Genomic DNA, 15,346 nt, shown 5'->3' with positions numbered 1-15,346 from the left:
GCGGACCTCCGGTCGGTCAGCGGGGCAGCTCGGCCTGCGGAGCCGGGGATGCCACGGTGTCGATAGCGCCCGTGCGCGCGGCCAGCGATGCCGCGACCGAGTGGTCGACCTCGGGCTCGGCCTCTTCGTGGTCGCACAGGACGATCAGCGTCTTCGCCTGCAGGCCGATCACCTCGCCGGCGGCCAGCGGTTCGGTGTCGGCGCGCTCACCGGACGTGTCGATGAGCACCTCCCACCGAGGGCTGGACTCGACATCGGGGACGGTGAAGTCGACCGTGTCGTCGCCCGCGTTGAACAGCAGGAAGAAGTGCCGGTCGTGGATCTCCTGTCCGCGGCGATCACGCTCGCGGATGCCGTCGCCGTTGAAGAACACACCGATGGCCCGGCCGAACCCGGAGTCCCAGTCTTCCGGCTGCATCTGCGTACCGTCGGGGCGCACCCAGGCGATGTCGGGGATCGGCGCCCCCTCCTCGCGGCGCACGGGGCGACCGTTGAAGAACCGGCTGCGGCGGAACGTCGGGTGCTCCCGGCGCAGCCGCGCGAGGGCGGCGGTGAACTCGACGAGCGGCTGGTCGACCGATGTCCAGTCGACCCACGTCACCTCGTTGTCCTGCGCGTACCCGTTGTTGTTGCCGCCCTGGGTGCGGCCGAGCTCGTCGCCGTGGCTGATCATCGGCACGCCCTGGCTGAGCAGCAGCGTCGCGAGGAAGTTCCGCTGCTGTCGCGCTCGGCGCGTGAGGATCTCGGAGTCGTCGGTGGGACCTTCGGCGCCGTTGTTGGAGGAGCGGTTGTGCGACTCGCCGTCGTTGCCGTTCTCGCCGTTGGCGTCGTTGTGCTTCTCGTTGTACGACACGAGGTCGCGCAGCGTGAAGCCGTCGTGCGCCGTGACGAAGTTGATGGATGCCACGGGCCGGCGGCCGGAGTGCTCGTACAGGTCGGCCGAGCCCGTGAGCCGGGAGGCGAACTCGCCCAGCGTCGAGGGTTCGCCGCGCCAGAAGTCGCGCACGGTGTCGCGGTACTTGCCGTTCCACTCGGTCCACTGGGGCGGGAAGTTGCCCACCTGGTAGCCGCCGGGGCCGATGTCCCACGGCTCGGCGATGAGCTTGACCTGCGACACCACCGGATCCTGCTGCACGAGCTCGAAGAAGGCCGCGAGGCGGTCGACCTCGTAGAACTCGCGGGCGAGTGTGGCGGCGAGGTCGAAGCGGAAGCCGTCGACGTGCATCTCGAGCACCCAGTACCGCAGGGAGTCCATGATGAGCTGCAGGGTGTGCGGGTTGCCGACGTTGAGGCTGTTGCCGGTGCCCGTGTAGTCGGTGTAGTACCGCTTGTCGTCGTCTTCGAGCCGGTAGTACGCGAGGTTGTCGATGCCCTTCATCGACAGCGTCGGACCCAGGTGGTTGCCCTCGGCGGTGTGGTTGTAGACGACGTCGAGGATGACCTCGATGCCGGCTGCGTGGAGCGCGCGCACCATGCCCTTGAACTCCTGCACCTGCTGACCGCGCTGGCCGAGAGCCGTGTAGGTGTTGTGCGGGGCGAAGAAGGCGATCGTGTTGTAGCCCCAGTAGTTCGAGAGGCCCTTCTCCTGCAGCGTCGAGTCGTTGACGAACTGGTGCACGGGCATGAGCTCGATCGCGGTAACCCCGAGCTTCTTGAGATGCTCGATGACGACGGGGTGCCCGATCGCGCTGTACGTGCCCCGGATCTCCTCGGGGATCTCCGGGTGCAACTGCGTGAGGCCCTTGACGTGCGCCTCGTAGATGACCGACTCGGCGTACGGCGTCTTGGGCAGCCGGTCGCCCGCCCAGTCGAAGTACGGATTGACGACCACGCCCTTCATCATGTGCGGGGCGGAGTCTTCGTCGTTGTGGGAGTCGGGGTCGCCGAAGGTGTAGCCGAAGACGGCCTGTCCCCACTCGATCTCGCCGTCGACCGCTTTCGCGTAGGGGTCGAGGAGAAGCTTGCTCGGGTTGAACCGGCATCCGTTCTCGGGGTCGTCGGGCCCGTATACGCGATAGCCGTAGCGCTGCCCAGGCTGAATCGTGGGCAGGTACGCGTGCCACACGTACGCATCGACATCGCGCAACTCGACGCGCGTCTCGCTGCCGTCGTCGTCGAACAGGCAGAGCTCGACACGCTCTGCGCCCTCACTGAACAGCGCGAAGTTCGTCCCGTTACCGTCGAACGTCGCCCCGAGGGGATAGGGGGCTCCCGGCCATACCTGCATGCGAACCTCCTCGACGCAACATTACGCCGCCCGGCGGACAGCCAGGAACGAGGTCCCGACCGTTGACACGGCACGGTGGCACGTGCATGAGGGATGCGCCAGACGATCCGGTATCCGAACCCTCCGTCACCGACCCGCCAACGTCAGCAGGTCGTCGAGATAGTCCGCCAGCGCGCGCGGCGCAGCGGCCGCGCTCCAGCGCACCGTGAGGATGCCGTTCGCACCGTCGAGCGGTCCGGACCGGCCTCCCGCGTCGACCGCCGCCACGTCGAGCTCCGTCCAGCCGACGTGCACCGTCGCGCCGTCGGGGAAGCCACCGCGGAAGGCGGCGGCGGCACGTTCGGCGCGTTCGCGCTGCGACTGGGCCGTGAAGCCGCGAACGACGTCTTCTCGCGCGCGGAGGACTTCGCCGGTCGCGTAGACGGCGGAGTCTCCGAGAAGGAGGACACCGAGGTGCCACACCTCGTCCACGGGGACGATGCGGGGCGCGCGGCCGAAGCCGAGCAGCCGACGACTCGACGCCCAGTCTCCCAGCGGCTCCCGAGGGGCGCCCGCCAGACGCACGCGCGCGGATGCCAGCAGCGCAGCAGCGGTGGGGGCGGCGGAGGAGGCGATCATCGTCCCATCGTGCCTGTCCGGAACGTTTCCAGGCTGACGGAGGACGTTTCCGGGGTGACGGAAGGCGAAGACGGGCGCTCCGGCGCGCACAGACGATGAATTTCCCAGGTAAACAAGGTAGTCTGACTGCGGAACGCATGCGCGCCCGCAACGGATGCCCCCCAGCTCCACCTGCGGCCATTCCCCCAAATGGTTCTAGGCGCCGCGATCCAGGTTCCCCTCAGGAGCCATCGCTCTGATGACCACTCCTGAGGGGAACCTTTCTCGTCGTTTTTCCCAAACGGTGACGTTGTGACCCCAGTCCCCCCGAGATCCGTCTGGGGCGCCGAGCCTCCCCCCGGTGGCCGGCGCTGATGACACAATACATGTCCCCCATTCGGGGGACAAACTCGAAACGAAAAATTGCGTAGATTCGAGTATGACTCACTCGAGCTCCCTCGGGAGGTCGAGTCCGACAACCGTCCGGACGGGGATTGCAGCAGCTGGGGATCCCCTCTCGGATCATGACGAAGAGGCCCCGATGTCCTCGAGCTTCGCCCTACCCGAACCGCACGTGACCGTGCGGCGATTCTCGATCCCTGCCCGTGCACCGCGCCCCTCTGCCATGTGGGGCGCGACGGTTCTGTGCCTCGGCATCCTCATCGCCGCGCTCACCACGACCGACCCCGTGTGGTGGCATCTGCACTTCAGCCGCCTCGGAACCTTCGCCGACGCGTCAGGCTACACCTTCAACACCGGCGTCGTCATCAGCGGTCTTGTGATCGCCGCCGCCGGCATCCCGCTCGCCGTCAACCTCGCGACCGCGCTCTCCGAGGGTCGCGTCGCCGACGCCCGCGCCGCTCGTCTCCTGCCGCCGCTGCTGGTCACCCTGGGCCTCTGCCTCGCTCTCATCGGCATGATCCCGCTGACCCTCAACGAGTTCGCCCACGACCGCGCGGCGAACGGGGTCATGCTCAGCTTCCTCGGACTCGTCGTCGTCAGCCGCAAGACGCTGCCGGAACTGCCGCGTCTCCTGCCGCGTTACGCCCTGACCGCCGTCGTGGTGCTCGTGGTCGGCATCACGCTGATGTTCGTCGGCATCCTGAACCTCGCCGCCTTCGAAGTGCTCGCGTTCGGCGGCGTGCTCTCTTGGGTTCACCTGCTCGAGCGGGCCGTGCGCCGGCTCGGCGTGACGGCTCCGACGATCGCCGCCCTCGACGTCGACATCGACATCGAGGCCGAGGCCGTCCGCGCCGCCGCGCACGACAGTATCGCGCGGGGCTCCCGTCGTCGGCGCCCCGTCACCTCCGACGCGCGATCGCGCCGACGGATCGTCGCGAACCGCCGACCCGCTACGGCGCGATCAGCCGCATCGGGGCGCGGAGTCACCTCAGATCTGCGCGGCGCGGTGGTCGATGAAGACCGCCGAGCCGACTTCCCCCGGCCGGCTCGCACCGCCCGCGCGTCGGTGCGCGTGCGTCGCGTCGTCCGCGGTCACAGGCCGCCGTCGATCGACCGGGTGTAAACGTCGGGCTCGTCGGGCACCATGACCTCGGTGTCGCGGTTGAGGCTCTTCCCCTGGAAGAACGGCTTCGACCGCGGGAAGAGGAACCACACGAACATCAGGACGACGCCCACCAGGAGCGCGCCGATGCCGATGACGAACGTGCCGCCGATGCCGAAGAGCACCGTGTAGCCGTAGTCGACGTCCCACATGTCGATCGCCGACTGCACGAACGCGTAGGTGAGCATGAGGGCACCCAGCAGCGGCAGCACGAGCCGGTACACGACGTTGCGCGCTGACGTGAAGAGGTCCTTCCGGAAGTACCAGACGCACGCGAAGCCCGTGATGGCGTAGTAGAACGCGATCGCGAGGCCCAGCGACAGGATCGAGTCCTGCAGGATGTTGTCGCTGATGAGCGACATCCCGAGGTAGTACAGGGATGCCACGACGCCCATCACGAGCGTGGAGAACGACGGCGTCTTGAAGCGGGGGTGCACGTCCTTGAAGCGCGCCGGCAGGGCGCGGTAGACGCCCATCGCGAGCGTCCCGCGTGCCGTGGGGAGGATGGTCGTCTGGGTCGAGGAGACCGCCGAGATCAGCACCGCCACGACCAGGAGCCAGCCCCACGGCCCGAGCAGGCCGTCCTTGATCGCGAGGAAGAAGTCATCCGCGTTCGCCTCGTTGCCGAGGCCGACGCCGTCCTCGCCGAGCCCCGCGTACATCATCGCGGCGATCGTCACCGAGACGTAGGTGAAGAGCAGGAGCACGCACGTGAGGAGGGCCGCCCGACCCGGGATGCGCTGCGGGTCCTTCGTCTCCTCGTTGAGGGCGAGGCAGGTGTCCCAGCCCCAGTAGATGAACAGTGCCAGCAGGATCGCCTCGGTGAATCCGCCCCAGTCCGTGAAGCCGAACGGGTTCAGCCACCCCCACTCGAACGGCGTCGGGTTCGGGGCCGTTCCCGATAAGAACTGCCAGAGGGCGGCGACCACGAAGATGCCGAGCGCGAGGTACTGGATGCCGAGGAGCACGTTCTGGATGCGTTCGCCGATCTCCACACCGCGCCAGCTGACGTAGGTCATCGCCGCGATGAAGACCACGGCGACCAGCAGGATCCGCCAGTCGTTGTTCGCGAACTCCAGGCCGAACAGGTCCCAGAAGTAGATCGACGCGATCTGTGCGAGGTTGGCGAGGACGACCATGCCCGCCACGGCCACGCCCCAGCCCCCCATCCAGCCGACCCACGGCCCGAAGGCCTTCGTGCCCCACGTGAAGGTCGTGCCGCAGTCGGGGACGGCGTTGTTGAGCTCGCGATACGCGAAGGCGATGAAGAGCATCGGCACGAATGCGATGACGAAGGCGATCGGCGCCTGCGCCCCGACGGCGAGGACGACGAAGCCGAGCGTCGCCACGAGGGAGTACACCGGCGCGGTCGACGCGAGGCCGATGACGGTCGACCCCCACAGCCCCAGCGTGCCGGCAGCGAGCCCCTTGCCCTCGCTGCGCTCGAGGTGGATCGGTGTCGTGGAACCGAAATCGCTCATGGCATCCCCTCCGCGACAGCGCTCCGGTGCGCCGTCTGCATGTCCTGACGGGACACTAGTGCATGCCGCGCGCCGCGCGACGGCTCGGGCCCGCCGTGTCAACCCCGAGACGGCGGGGTGGCCCGGCGACGGAAGTCAGCGGGGGCCCGGCCGGACCGTGATGTCGGTCAGTGTCGCGTCGGGCGTGGCGTCGAGGGCGGCGAGCACGGCGGCCGCCACCGACTCTGCGTCGATGAAGCGGGACGGGTCGTAGGCGGCGCCCTCCTGCGCGTGGACCTTCTCCTGCATCGGCGTCGCCGTCCGTCCCGGGTAGACGCTCGTCACGCGCACGCCGTGCGGCGCCTCCTCGCCGCGAAGGGCGTCGGCGAGCGCCCGCAGGCCGTGCTTGCTGGCCGCGTAGGCGCTCCACTCCGGATGGGCGGTCAGGCCCGCCCCGGAGTTCACGAAGAGCACCTGGCCGCGCGCGGCGCGCACCCGCGGGAGCAGCAGGCGCGTGAGCTCGGCGGGGGCGACGAGGTTCACGGCGAGCTGCGCCGTCCACGCCGACACGGGGAGCTCCTCGACCGTGCCGAGCTCGACGATGCCCGCCGCATGCACGATCCCGTCGATGGCATCCGGGAGGTCGGCAGCGGCCACGGCGCCCGCGAGGGCGTCCGGGTCGGCGAGGTCCGCCACGATCACGGAGCTCCCGGGGAGCTCCGCCCGGAGAGCATCGCCGCGCGCGGCATCCCGCGCGATCAGGACGAGTCGGTCTCCGCGACCGAGGAGGCGGCGAGCGAGGACGGCGCCGATGCCCGACCCGGCCCCCGTGACGACGAATGTGCGGCTCATGCCTCCATCCTCCCCCGCCGGGCGGCCCGAGATCGCACGAACTGTGCGCCGCGACCGTTTCCCCCGCGCACTTCGTGCGATTTCGACGGTCCGAGCGTGAACGCGGCGCGGTCGCGCGAGTAGGTTCGGGTCATGACGGGTGCGCAGCGGACCGAGGCCGAGCTCCAGCAGATGGCGAAAGACCACCTGTGGATGCACTTCTCGCGACAGTCGACGATGGAACGCGGCGTGCCGATCATCGAGCGCGGCGAAGGCCATCACATCTGGGATGCCGCGGGCAAGCGGTACATCGACGGGCTCTCCGGGCTCTTCGTCGTCAACGCCGGACACGGACGCCGCGTGCTCGCCGAGACCGCCGCCGCGCAGGCCCAGAAGCTCGCCTTCTTCCCCATCTGGTCGTACGCGCACCCGTCGGCGATCGAACTCGCCGACCGTCTCGCCGACCTCGCGCCCGGCGACCTCAATCACGTCTTCTTCTCCACCGGGGGCGGGGAAGCGGTGGAGACCGCGTTCAAGCTCGCGAAGCACTACTGGAAGCTGCAGGGCAAGCCCGGCAAGCACAAGGTGATCTCGCGATTCATCGCGTACCACGGCACACCCCATGGGGCGCTCGCCATCACGGGGCTCCCTGGGATGAAGGCCATGTTCGAGCCGGTCGCGCCGGGCGGGTTCCGAGTGCCGAACACGAACTACTACCGCGCCGCCGAGCAGGGCTTCACCGGATCGACGCCGGAGGAGTTCGGCGTCTGGGCGGCCGACCGCATCGAGGAGATGATCCAGTTCGAGGGGCCCGACACCGTCGCCGCCGTGTTCCTCGAGCCCGTGCAGAACTCCGGGGGCTGCTTCCCCCCGCCGCCGGGATACTTCCAGCGCGTGCGGGAGATCTGCGACCGCTACGACGTGCTCCTCGTCAGCGACGAGGTCATCTGCGCGTTCGGTCGCATCGGCGAGTACTTCGCCTGCGATGCGTACGGTTACGAACCCGACATGATCACCTTCGCGAAGGCCGTCACGAGCGGTTACGTTCCCCTCGGGGGCACGATCGTCAGCGACCGCATCTACGAGCCGTTCACGAAGGGCGACGTCTCCTTCCCCCACGGGTACACGTTCGCAGGGCATCCCGTGGCATCCGCCGTCGCGCTGGCCAACCTCGACATCTTCGAGGAGGAGGGCCTCCTGCAGAACGTGCGCGAGAACTCCCCCGTGTTCCGCTCGACACTCGAGCGCCTCACCGACTTGCCGATCGTCGGCGACGTCCGCGGCGACGGGTACTTCTTCGGCATCGAACTCGTCAAGGACAAGGCGACGAAGGAGACCTTCGACGACGACGAGTCGGAGCGGCTGCTGCGCGGGTTCCTCTCCGGTGCCCTTTACGAGGCGGGGCTGTACTGCCGGGCCGACGACCGCGGCGACCCCGTGATCCAGCTGGCTCCGCCGCTGACCATCGGGCCCTCGGAGTTCACGGAGATCGAGCAGATCCTGCGCTCGGTGCTCACCGAGGCCGGTAACCGACTCTGAGGTCAGCCGAACCAGAGGTTCGGCGGGAAGACGAGCATGAGCAGCACGATGGCCGTCGCCCCGATCAGCAGCAACGACACCTTCGCGAGGTTGTTCGGCTTCGACACCACGAGCGAGATGAGTCCGACGACGACCGCGACGACGGCGATGGTCCCCACGGCATAGAGTCCGAGGATCGCGACGCCCAGCGCGCCCATGCCCGGAGTGACGCCCGCCCAGATCAGCGCGATGACCGCCGTGACAGGCGTCGCGATCGCGAGGACCAGCGACGCGATTCCGAGGCCGTGCCCGGTGGCGCGCGTCACCGTCGTCTGTTCTGTGGTGGTCATGACTCCGACGCTAACAAGTGACGCCACCGTGCGGCAGTCGGCTTTTCGGGGGACAAAATTCTCCGCGCGTGGGGGTGTCGTCGTCTCGTGTGAAACATGGTGATTCGTGAGGAAGAGACGAGCCCGTTTGCGCACATCAGATGTACGAAGTGGCTCGATCTGTGAAATGCAAGCCTGAAGACACGGTAGCGTTGAGCAGTCTGATGGGGGTCAGACATACACCCTGGGGGGCCATCGAGGGGGTTCGGGCGAGTCGCTCTCGTCGGACCCCCTCCGTGTGCGCCGCGCACGTGTCCACGCGCTCAGCGGCGCAGCGCCGGCAGCCGCGTGGTGAGCCCGTCGAGGAACAGGTCGAGGCCGAACGCGATCTGATGCGCCGAGGTGATCGGGTGCGCGGTCGCCGAAAGCGGATAGCGTGTCTCCGCCTCCGTCGGCGCGATCTCCGAGAGCGGGCGCCCCATGTCGGGCCAGATCGGCTCGGCATCCGGAAGGAAGACCTCCGGGTAATGGCGCGCCGAGCCGTCGACGAAGCGGGCGATCTCGTTGAAGATCAGCAGCGCGTCGGACGGCGACGCACCCCACGAGACGAGCGTGACGACCTCCCGCTCCTGCATCACGAAGAAGTCCTCGCCGTACTCGAAACCCTTCGCCAGCGCGACGTCGTGGATGAACCGATACGTCACGAAGTGGCGCGCCGACTCGACCACGTAGCGGCGCAAGGCCTCGCGGGGCGGATCGGTCGGAGACAGTGTCGGCATCCGACGAAGCCATCGCGCCACAGCGATCCTGGCCAGTCCGTCCCGGTCGGGGACGTAGTGATAGATCGCCCGGGGTGTGACCTGCAGCCGACGAGCGACGGCGGCCACGGTGAGCCGGGCGAGACCCGTGACGGCCACTTCGCTCAGCGCCGCCTCCGCGACGGCGTCCACGTCGAGCACCGGTCGACCGCCCAGTCGCTCCGGTCGACGGCGGGAAGGGACGGAGCCGTCGGGGTGGTGCACGCTTCGAGGCTACGCGCCTGGGCTCCGTCGCGGTCACGCCTCGGGGTCGGACTCCTCCCGGTCGGACTCCTCGTGGCCGAACGACTTGGCTTCCAGGAACGCGCACAGTTCCGCCGCGACCTGCAGCTCGACGGCCATGCCGTGCAGTTGGTGGCTGCTGAGGATCGTCGTGTCGGGCTGCGGCTCGATCGTGATGCGCCAGCGGGCATCGCCGATGTCGATCGGCTCCATGAACACGGAGACGGTCGCGTTCTGCAGGGGGACGACCACGAGTCCGGTGTCGGCACCCTCGGTGCCGTCTTGCACGATCACTCGAATGAGGTCGCCCGCACCACGGGCGTCGTGGAACTCCGCGAGCCAGTGCTCGAGCGTCTCTCGACTGCGAAAAGGCATGGTCATCACTCCTTTCGACTGCCTCCCTCAACGGTACCCGCGGATCCCGAATGTGAGGGAAGGCCTTGCGTTTGCCGGATGCAGCGGTTACGGATGCCGGTCAGCGTGCGGTGAGGTCGCCGAGTCGTCTCACGAGAGAGCGGCCTGCGCGGATGCCACCCGGCGTGCCGCCGTCCGGGCATCGGCGGCGGCCCGAGACGCAGCCGCGCCGAGCTCGTCGAGCTCGGACGCCGCCTCGGCCGCCTCGCGCTCGGCGCGCTCGAGGTCGGCGCGCAGGGCCTCCACTCGCTGGCGGAGCCGGTCGGCGCGCTCCTGTGCACGCTCACGCTGCTCGAGCGCCTTCGCGCTGTCGCGTTCGGCCCGTTCGAGCTCGCGCTCGGCTTCGCGCGCAGCCCGCTCCGCCTCACGCCGCGCACGACGTTCCGCGAGCTCGTCCTCGGGAAGATCGCGGGATGCCGGGTCGCCCTGCGCGGCGTCGGGAACGGTGCCGCTGACCGCGTCGGCGAGGTCGACGTCGCCCGACGGGTCGAGCGGCGCGGCCAACCGGGCCGTGGCGACGGCCGCGGCGGCATCGGCATGGATCAACGCGGCGTTCAGGGTCGCCTCGATGTCGGACTGCGCGGCGGGGCTGACGCTCACCCCTGCGGCGGACGCGAGGTCGACGGCCGTGCGGGCGAGTGCCGCGACGAGCTGCCGACGCTGTCGACCGAGACGGGCGAGCTCGGCGGCGTCGAGCTCGCCCTGCGCCTCGCGCAAGGCGGCTCCGAGCTCCAACGCGTCGGCGAGACGGCCCTCGCGGGCCAGGAGGTCGACGGCCCACGCCGACACGACGGGCTTGCGCACCTTCGCCACCTGCCGCGCGAGAGCGGGTTCGGCATCCTTCGCGCGGCGGGTGCGGGCGGCAACGAAGTCGGCGGGCGCGACGGCGTAGAGCTCCGCGATGATCGCGTCGAGCGCGGCCGTCTCGTCGGTCGACATGGAGCCATTCTCCGTCACCGCGCGCACACCGTCACGACGACCCACGCTCGACGCGCGCTACGGCATCCACGCCCACCTGGCAATCCCTTCGTCTCACCACCCTGCCGTCGTCTACCGTCGATAGCACCGTGCACCCGCCGACCGCGCGCACTCGATCACCGGAGGAGCAGTAATGGCACGCAACGCGCGACACCTCGCCTGCCCGCCCTCCGACGTGTTCGCCGTGCTCGCCGACGGCTGGCTCTACCCGTCCTGGGTCGTGGGCGCCGCGCGGATGAGAGAGGTGAGCGGCGAATGGCCGCTCCCGGGCGGGCGCCTGCATCACTCCTTCGGCGTGTGGCCTTTCCTCATCGACGACACGACGCATGTGGAGCACACGGAACCTGGCCGTCGCCTCGTCATGGTTGCACGCGGCTGGCCCATGGGCGCCGCGCGCGTCGACGTGCGGCTGGAACCCGTCGAGACCGGCACCAGCGTCACCATCGAGGAGACGCCGATCTCGGGGCCCGCCGCGTGGCTGCGTGCGCTCGTGGAGCCCCTGCTCTTGTGGCGCAACCACGAGACCCTCCACCGGCTCGCGTATCTCGCGGAGAACGGTGCCGGCGGGCGACCGACGCCATGAGCCCTGCATGCACGGCGTACGACGCGGTGATCGTCGGCGCCGGACCCAATGGTCTCGCTGCCGCGGTCACGCTGGCCCGGGCGGGACTGCGGACGATCCTGTTCGAGAGGGCGCCCGTCGCCGGCGGCGGCGCGGCGACGGCCGAGCTCACGCTGCCCGGCTTCCGCCACGACGTGTGCTCGGCGGTCCACCCGCTCGCCGTCGAATCCGCCTTCTTCCGCGCGTTCGAGCTCGACCGCCGCATCTCGCTCATCACCCCCGACGTCTCGTTCGCGCATCCGCTCGACGACTCCTCCGCCGTCGCCTACCGCGACCTGGCGCGAACCGCCGACGCACTCGGCCGCGACGGGCGCGCCTACGCCCGGCTTCTCGGCCCCCTCGCCCGCCGCTCCTCGTCGGTCGCCGCGACGACGGGCAGTCCGCTGCTCCGTATGCCACGGCATCCCGTGACGGCGGCGCGACTGGCCGCCCGCTCCTTCGAGCAGGGCACGCGCCTGTGGGGCGCCCGGTTCCGCGAGGATGCCGCTCCCGCCCTGCTCACCGGGGCCAGCGCGCACGCCATCCTCCCGCTGCCGAGCCTCGCCGCCGCGGGTGCCGGCCTGGCGCTCGCGGCCTACGCTCACGGGCGCGGCTGGCCGCTTCCGGTAGGCGGCAGTCAGGCCATCGTCGACGCGCTCGTGCAGGACTTCCTCGCCCACGGCGGCGAACTGGTGACAGCACACCATGTGAACGACCTTCGCGCCCTGCCTACCGCTCGCGTACGCCTGCTCGACGTCACACCGCGTGCCCTGCGCGCGATCGCGGGCGATGCCCTGCCCCGGGGTTATGCTCGCGCCCTCAGCCGGTTCCGCTACGGGAACGGGGCTGCGAAAGTCGACTTCGCGCTGTCCGAGCCCGTGCCGTGGCGAGACACCGCCCTCCGCGACGCGCCGACCCTCCATCTCGGCGGCACCCGTGCGGAGATCGCCGCCGGCGAGCGCGAGGTGGCGCGCGGCATCCATCCGGCGTCGCCGTACGTGCTCGTCTCGCAGCCGTCGCTGTTCGACCCCACGCGGGCGCCCGCCGGTCGCCACACACTGTGGGCGTACACCCACGTGCCCGCAGGGTCTCGCGAGAATCGCACGGCGGCCGTCATCGCCCAGATCGAACGGTTCGCACCCGGCTTCCGCGACACGATCCTCGCGACGTCGAGCCGTACCGCCGACGATCTCGCCCAGCACAACCCCAACTATCCCGGCGGAGACATCGCCGCGGGCTCCCCCGACCTCGCGCAGTTGTTCCGTCGCCCCGTCCTCCGGCCGTCCCCGTGGCGCACACCGGTTCGCGGCCTGTACCTGTGCTCGTCGTCGACGGCGCCCGGCCCGGGCGTCCACGGGCTGTCGGGCTGGTACGCGGCGCTGACCGCACTGCGGGACGAGTTCGGGGTGACCGCGCCGCCCGACCTGTCGCTCCTCACCGCGTGAGAGACCTCCGCGGTGGAGAGGATCATCGGCACGGGGTTGTCGGGTACCGGGCACGGTGTCGGGCGTCAACCCCGACGACCCGACCACCGAGGCGTCTTATCGTCGAAGCGCGGGCCGCGATGACGTCGGCTCCGACGACGGGAGGATGCCATGCACGATCACCAGGAAGACCCCATCGAGCGAGCAGCGCCGACCGACGACGGCCCGGAGAGCAAGGGGGCACCGGTCGCGGAGTCGCACTACCTGATCTCGGAGCACGACGGCGTCACCCGCATCGATATCGCCGCCGACGCACAGGCGCGCCCGGGCCCCGGCCCCGGTCAGCCCGAAGCTGACACAGAGGCCGACGCCGACCGCTGATCGGCTGGCATCCGGTTTCGCATACCGGAGGAGATCTGCGCAACGGAGGGCGGGATGCCGTCAGCGCGCCTCCGCAGCGAGGATCTCCTCCGTTGCGCCGGCGATGGGATCAGGCCGGGCGGTAGGAGGCGACCATCGGGCAGTCGAACGGATCGCGCGCCGCGAGACCGACCCGGTTGAGGTAGGCGATGACGATGCCGTACGAACGCCACAGCGTCGTCTCGGTGTAGGGCACTCCGAGCGTGCGGCACTGGTCGCGCACGATCTCTCGCGCCCGCGCGAGGTGAGGCCGCGGCATGTTCGGGAAGAGGTGGTGCTCGATCTGGTAGTTCAGCCCGCCCATGAGCCACGTGGCCCACCAGCCGCCGCCGATGTTGCGTGACGTGCGCACCTGCTTGCTGAAGAAGTCGAGCTTGGCGTCGGGGGCGATCACCGGCATGCCCTTGTGGTTGGGGGCGAACGACGCGCCCATGTACACGCCGAAGACCGCCAGCTGCACCCCGAGGAAGGCGAACGCCATGCCCAGCGGGAGGAAGACGAACACTGGCACGGTGAAGATCGAGAAACGCAGAACGATCAGCCCGATCTCGGTCCACCGGCCCTTGACGGGCTCGCGGCTGAACAGGTGACGGATGCCGATGGCGTGGAGGTTGAGGCCCTCCAGCGTCAGGAGCGGGAAGAACAGCCAACCCTGCTTCTTCGTCAGGAGACGGCGCAGACCGCGGGCCTGCGCGGCATCCTCGTCGAGGAAGGAGATCGTGTCGACTTCGATGTCGGGATCCTTGCCGACCCGGTTGGGGTTGGCGTGGTGACGGGTGTGCTTGGTGGTCCACCAGGAGTAGCTCATGCCGACGACGCCGTTGGCGAGCACCCGGGCGAGGCGATCGTTGGCGGGACCGGAGGTGAGGATCTGACGGTGCGCGGCCTCGTGCCCGAGGAAGGCGACCTGCGTGAACAGGATGCCGAGCGCACCGGCGATGAGCAGCTGGAACCAGCTGTGCCCGAACAGGATGAATCCCGTGATGCAGCCGGCGAAGCCGAGGGCGATCACGGTGCCGACCATCGCGTAGAACCACGGTGTGCGGCGCAGGAGGCCGGTCTCGCGGACGACCTGGGACACGTCGGTGAAGGCGCGGGCCATCGGGGGGAACTCGGCGGTGCCGGCGTAGGTCTGGCGGACGGGGCCGAGCCGGGAGGGGGAGACGGTGGTGGAGGAGATGATGCGCCCTGACGATCGGGACCCGCAGGCCGGAGCGGCCCGAAGGCCCGAAGCCAAGGGCGGATGCCGTTCGCTACCCCCACGCTACGCAGGTCGACATAGCCGTAGCGGCATGAAAGGCGACCTCAGGGCGGATCGTCAGGTGAAACCTAGGGTCTGCGAGGTGAAGGTTCCGCCGACGCGCACGATGTCGCGTCGGCGGAACCCGCAGATCACAGGGCGCGGATGTTCGCAGCCTGCGGGCCCTTGGAGCCCGCCTCGGTGTCGAACTCGACCTTCTGGGCCTCTCGGAGTTCCTTGAAGCCGTCGCCGGCGATCGCGCTGAAGTGCGCGAAGACGTCGGCGGTGCCGTCGTCGGGGGCGATGAAGCCATAGCCCTTCTCGGAGTTGAACCATTTCACGGTGCCAGTGGCCATCGTGTCTCTCTTCTTGTTACGTGGGCCGTGAACTCGGCCCGCCGTGCCGCCCCGATGAAGCCGGTGCGGACGATAGGGGGTGCGGCGCGCCCGCGGAAGGGCGACCGATGCGGAGACGGCCGCGCGGGCCGCCTCGAGGGAGGGGAAGGCGCCGAGCGCCTCACCGCGGCTCCCCTGCGCTTCCCAGCCGGTCTGGGAGTGCGCGACGAAGCCGGCGTATTCGCCGACGCTGTGCGCCACGTGGAGGTCGTGATCGGCCTGACGCCACGTGACGGACGGAAAGAAGGACAGAGAAGAGATGAGGGGACTTTCGAAAGGACGCGACCGCGTCGGGAGAACCGAGGACC

At 69.6% G+C, this 15,346-nt stretch carries 15 protein-coding genes; 5 read left to right on the top strand and 10 right to left on the bottom strand.

Features of this window, described 5'->3' with window-relative positions:
* Positions 1-16: 16 nt before the first annotated feature.
* A complete protein-coding gene (glgX, locus tag P0Y48_13665) occupies positions 17-2,227 on the bottom strand; it encodes a glycogen debranching protein GlgX (GenBank protein ID WEK13487.1) in 2,211 nt (736 codons plus the stop codon).
* A gap of 126 nt (positions 2,228-2,353) precedes the next feature.
* A complete protein-coding gene (locus P0Y48_13660; protein WEK13486.1) occupies positions 2,354-2,845 on the bottom strand; it encodes a glutaminase in 492 nt (163 codons plus the stop codon).
* Between the two features lie 520 nt (positions 2,846-3,365).
* Here P0Y48_13660 and P0Y48_13655 point away from each other — a divergent pair.
* Positions 3,366-4,349 (top strand): hypothetical protein, encoded by a 984-nt coding sequence (locus P0Y48_13655; GenBank protein WEK13485.1) that lies wholly within the window; start codon positions 3,366-3,368, stop codon positions 4,347-4,349.
* On the opposite strand, the gene P0Y48_13650 is transcribed toward P0Y48_13655, so the two are convergent.
* On the bottom strand, positions 4,319-5,869 hold the full coding sequence (locus P0Y48_13650; protein ID WEK13484.1) for an APC family permease: 1,551 nt from the start codon (positions 5,867-5,869) through the stop codon (positions 4,319-4,321). The genes P0Y48_13655 and P0Y48_13650 overlap by 31 nt on opposite strands.
* 135 nt (positions 5,870-6,004) lie before the next feature.
* Positions 6,005-6,700, bottom strand: coding sequence for an SDR family oxidoreductase (locus P0Y48_13645; protein WEK13483.1), 696 nt, complete (start codon positions 6,698-6,700; stop codon positions 6,005-6,007).
* A 132-nt stretch (positions 6,701-6,832) separates the two neighbouring features.
* Between P0Y48_13645 and P0Y48_13640 the strand changes: the two genes are divergently transcribed.
* On the top strand, positions 6,833-8,218 hold the full coding sequence (locus P0Y48_13640) for an aspartate aminotransferase family protein (protein ID WEK13482.1): 1,386 nt from the start codon (positions 6,833-6,835) through the stop codon (positions 8,216-8,218).
* Positions 8,219-8,220: 2 nt separating this feature from the next.
* Here P0Y48_13640 and P0Y48_13635 read toward each other — a convergent pair whose 3' ends face one another.
* From P0Y48_13635 to P0Y48_13620, 4 genes are all read right to left on the bottom strand, one after another.
* Positions 8,221-8,547, bottom strand: a complete 327-nt coding sequence (locus tag P0Y48_13635; protein WEK13481.1) for a hypothetical protein — start codon at positions 8,545-8,547, stop codon at positions 8,221-8,223.
* Between the two features lie 302 nt (positions 8,548-8,849).
* Complete coding sequence (locus P0Y48_13630; protein ID WEK13480.1) at positions 8,850-9,548, bottom strand: TetR/AcrR family transcriptional regulator; 699 nt, start codon at positions 9,546-9,548, stop codon at positions 8,850-8,852.
* A 33-nt stretch (positions 9,549-9,581) separates the two neighbouring features.
* Positions 9,582-9,941: a hypothetical protein gene (locus P0Y48_13625; GenBank protein ID WEK13479.1), complete on the bottom strand. Its 360-nt coding sequence runs from the start codon at positions 9,939-9,941 to the stop codon at positions 9,582-9,584.
* Between the two features lie 129 nt (positions 9,942-10,070).
* Positions 10,071-10,919, bottom strand: a complete 849-nt coding sequence (locus tag P0Y48_13620; protein WEK13478.1) for a transposase — start codon at positions 10,917-10,919, stop codon at positions 10,071-10,073.
* A gap of 172 nt (positions 10,920-11,091) precedes the next feature.
* Between P0Y48_13620 and P0Y48_13615 the strand changes: the two genes are divergently transcribed.
* The 3 genes from P0Y48_13615 (at position 11,092) to P0Y48_13605 (ending at position 13,364) form a co-directional block, all read left to right on the top strand.
* Complete coding sequence (locus tag P0Y48_13615; GenBank protein ID WEK13477.1) at positions 11,092-11,541, top strand: SRPBCC family protein; 450 nt, start codon at positions 11,092-11,094, stop codon at positions 11,539-11,541.
* On the top strand, positions 11,538-13,004 hold the full coding sequence (locus P0Y48_13610; GenBank protein ID WEK13476.1) for an NAD(P)/FAD-dependent oxidoreductase: 1,467 nt from the start codon (positions 11,538-11,540) through the stop codon (positions 13,002-13,004). Before P0Y48_13615 ends, P0Y48_13610 begins: the two co-directional genes overlap by 4 nt.
* A 150-nt stretch (positions 13,005-13,154) precedes the next feature.
* A complete protein-coding gene (locus tag P0Y48_13605; protein WEK13475.1) occupies positions 13,155-13,364 on the top strand; it encodes a hypothetical protein in 210 nt (69 codons plus the stop codon).
* A 109-nt stretch (positions 13,365-13,473) separates the two neighbouring features.
* Here the strand turns inward: P0Y48_13605 and P0Y48_13600 are convergent, their stop codons facing one another.
* Together P0Y48_13600 and P0Y48_13595 are read right to left on the bottom strand one after the other, a co-directional pair.
* Positions 13,474-14,586 (bottom strand): acyl-CoA desaturase, encoded by a 1,113-nt coding sequence (locus P0Y48_13600; protein WEK15085.1) that lies wholly within the window; start codon positions 14,584-14,586, stop codon positions 13,474-13,476.
* Positions 14,587-14,795: 209 nt separating this feature from the next.
* Entirely contained in the window at positions 14,796-14,999 is a 204-nt protein-coding gene (locus P0Y48_13595) for a cold-shock protein (GenBank protein ID WEK13474.1), read from the bottom strand.
* Between the last annotated feature and the right edge of the window lie 347 nt (positions 15,000-15,346).

The sequence above is a fragment of the Candidatus Microbacterium phytovorans genome (assembly GCA_029202445.1).
Taxonomy (GTDB): Bacteria; Actinomycetota; Actinomycetes; order Actinomycetales; family Microbacteriaceae; genus Microbacterium; species Microbacterium phytovorans.
The sequence above is the reverse complement of the archived record's forward strand: the minus strand, read 5'-3'. Positions and strand labels throughout refer to the sequence as shown.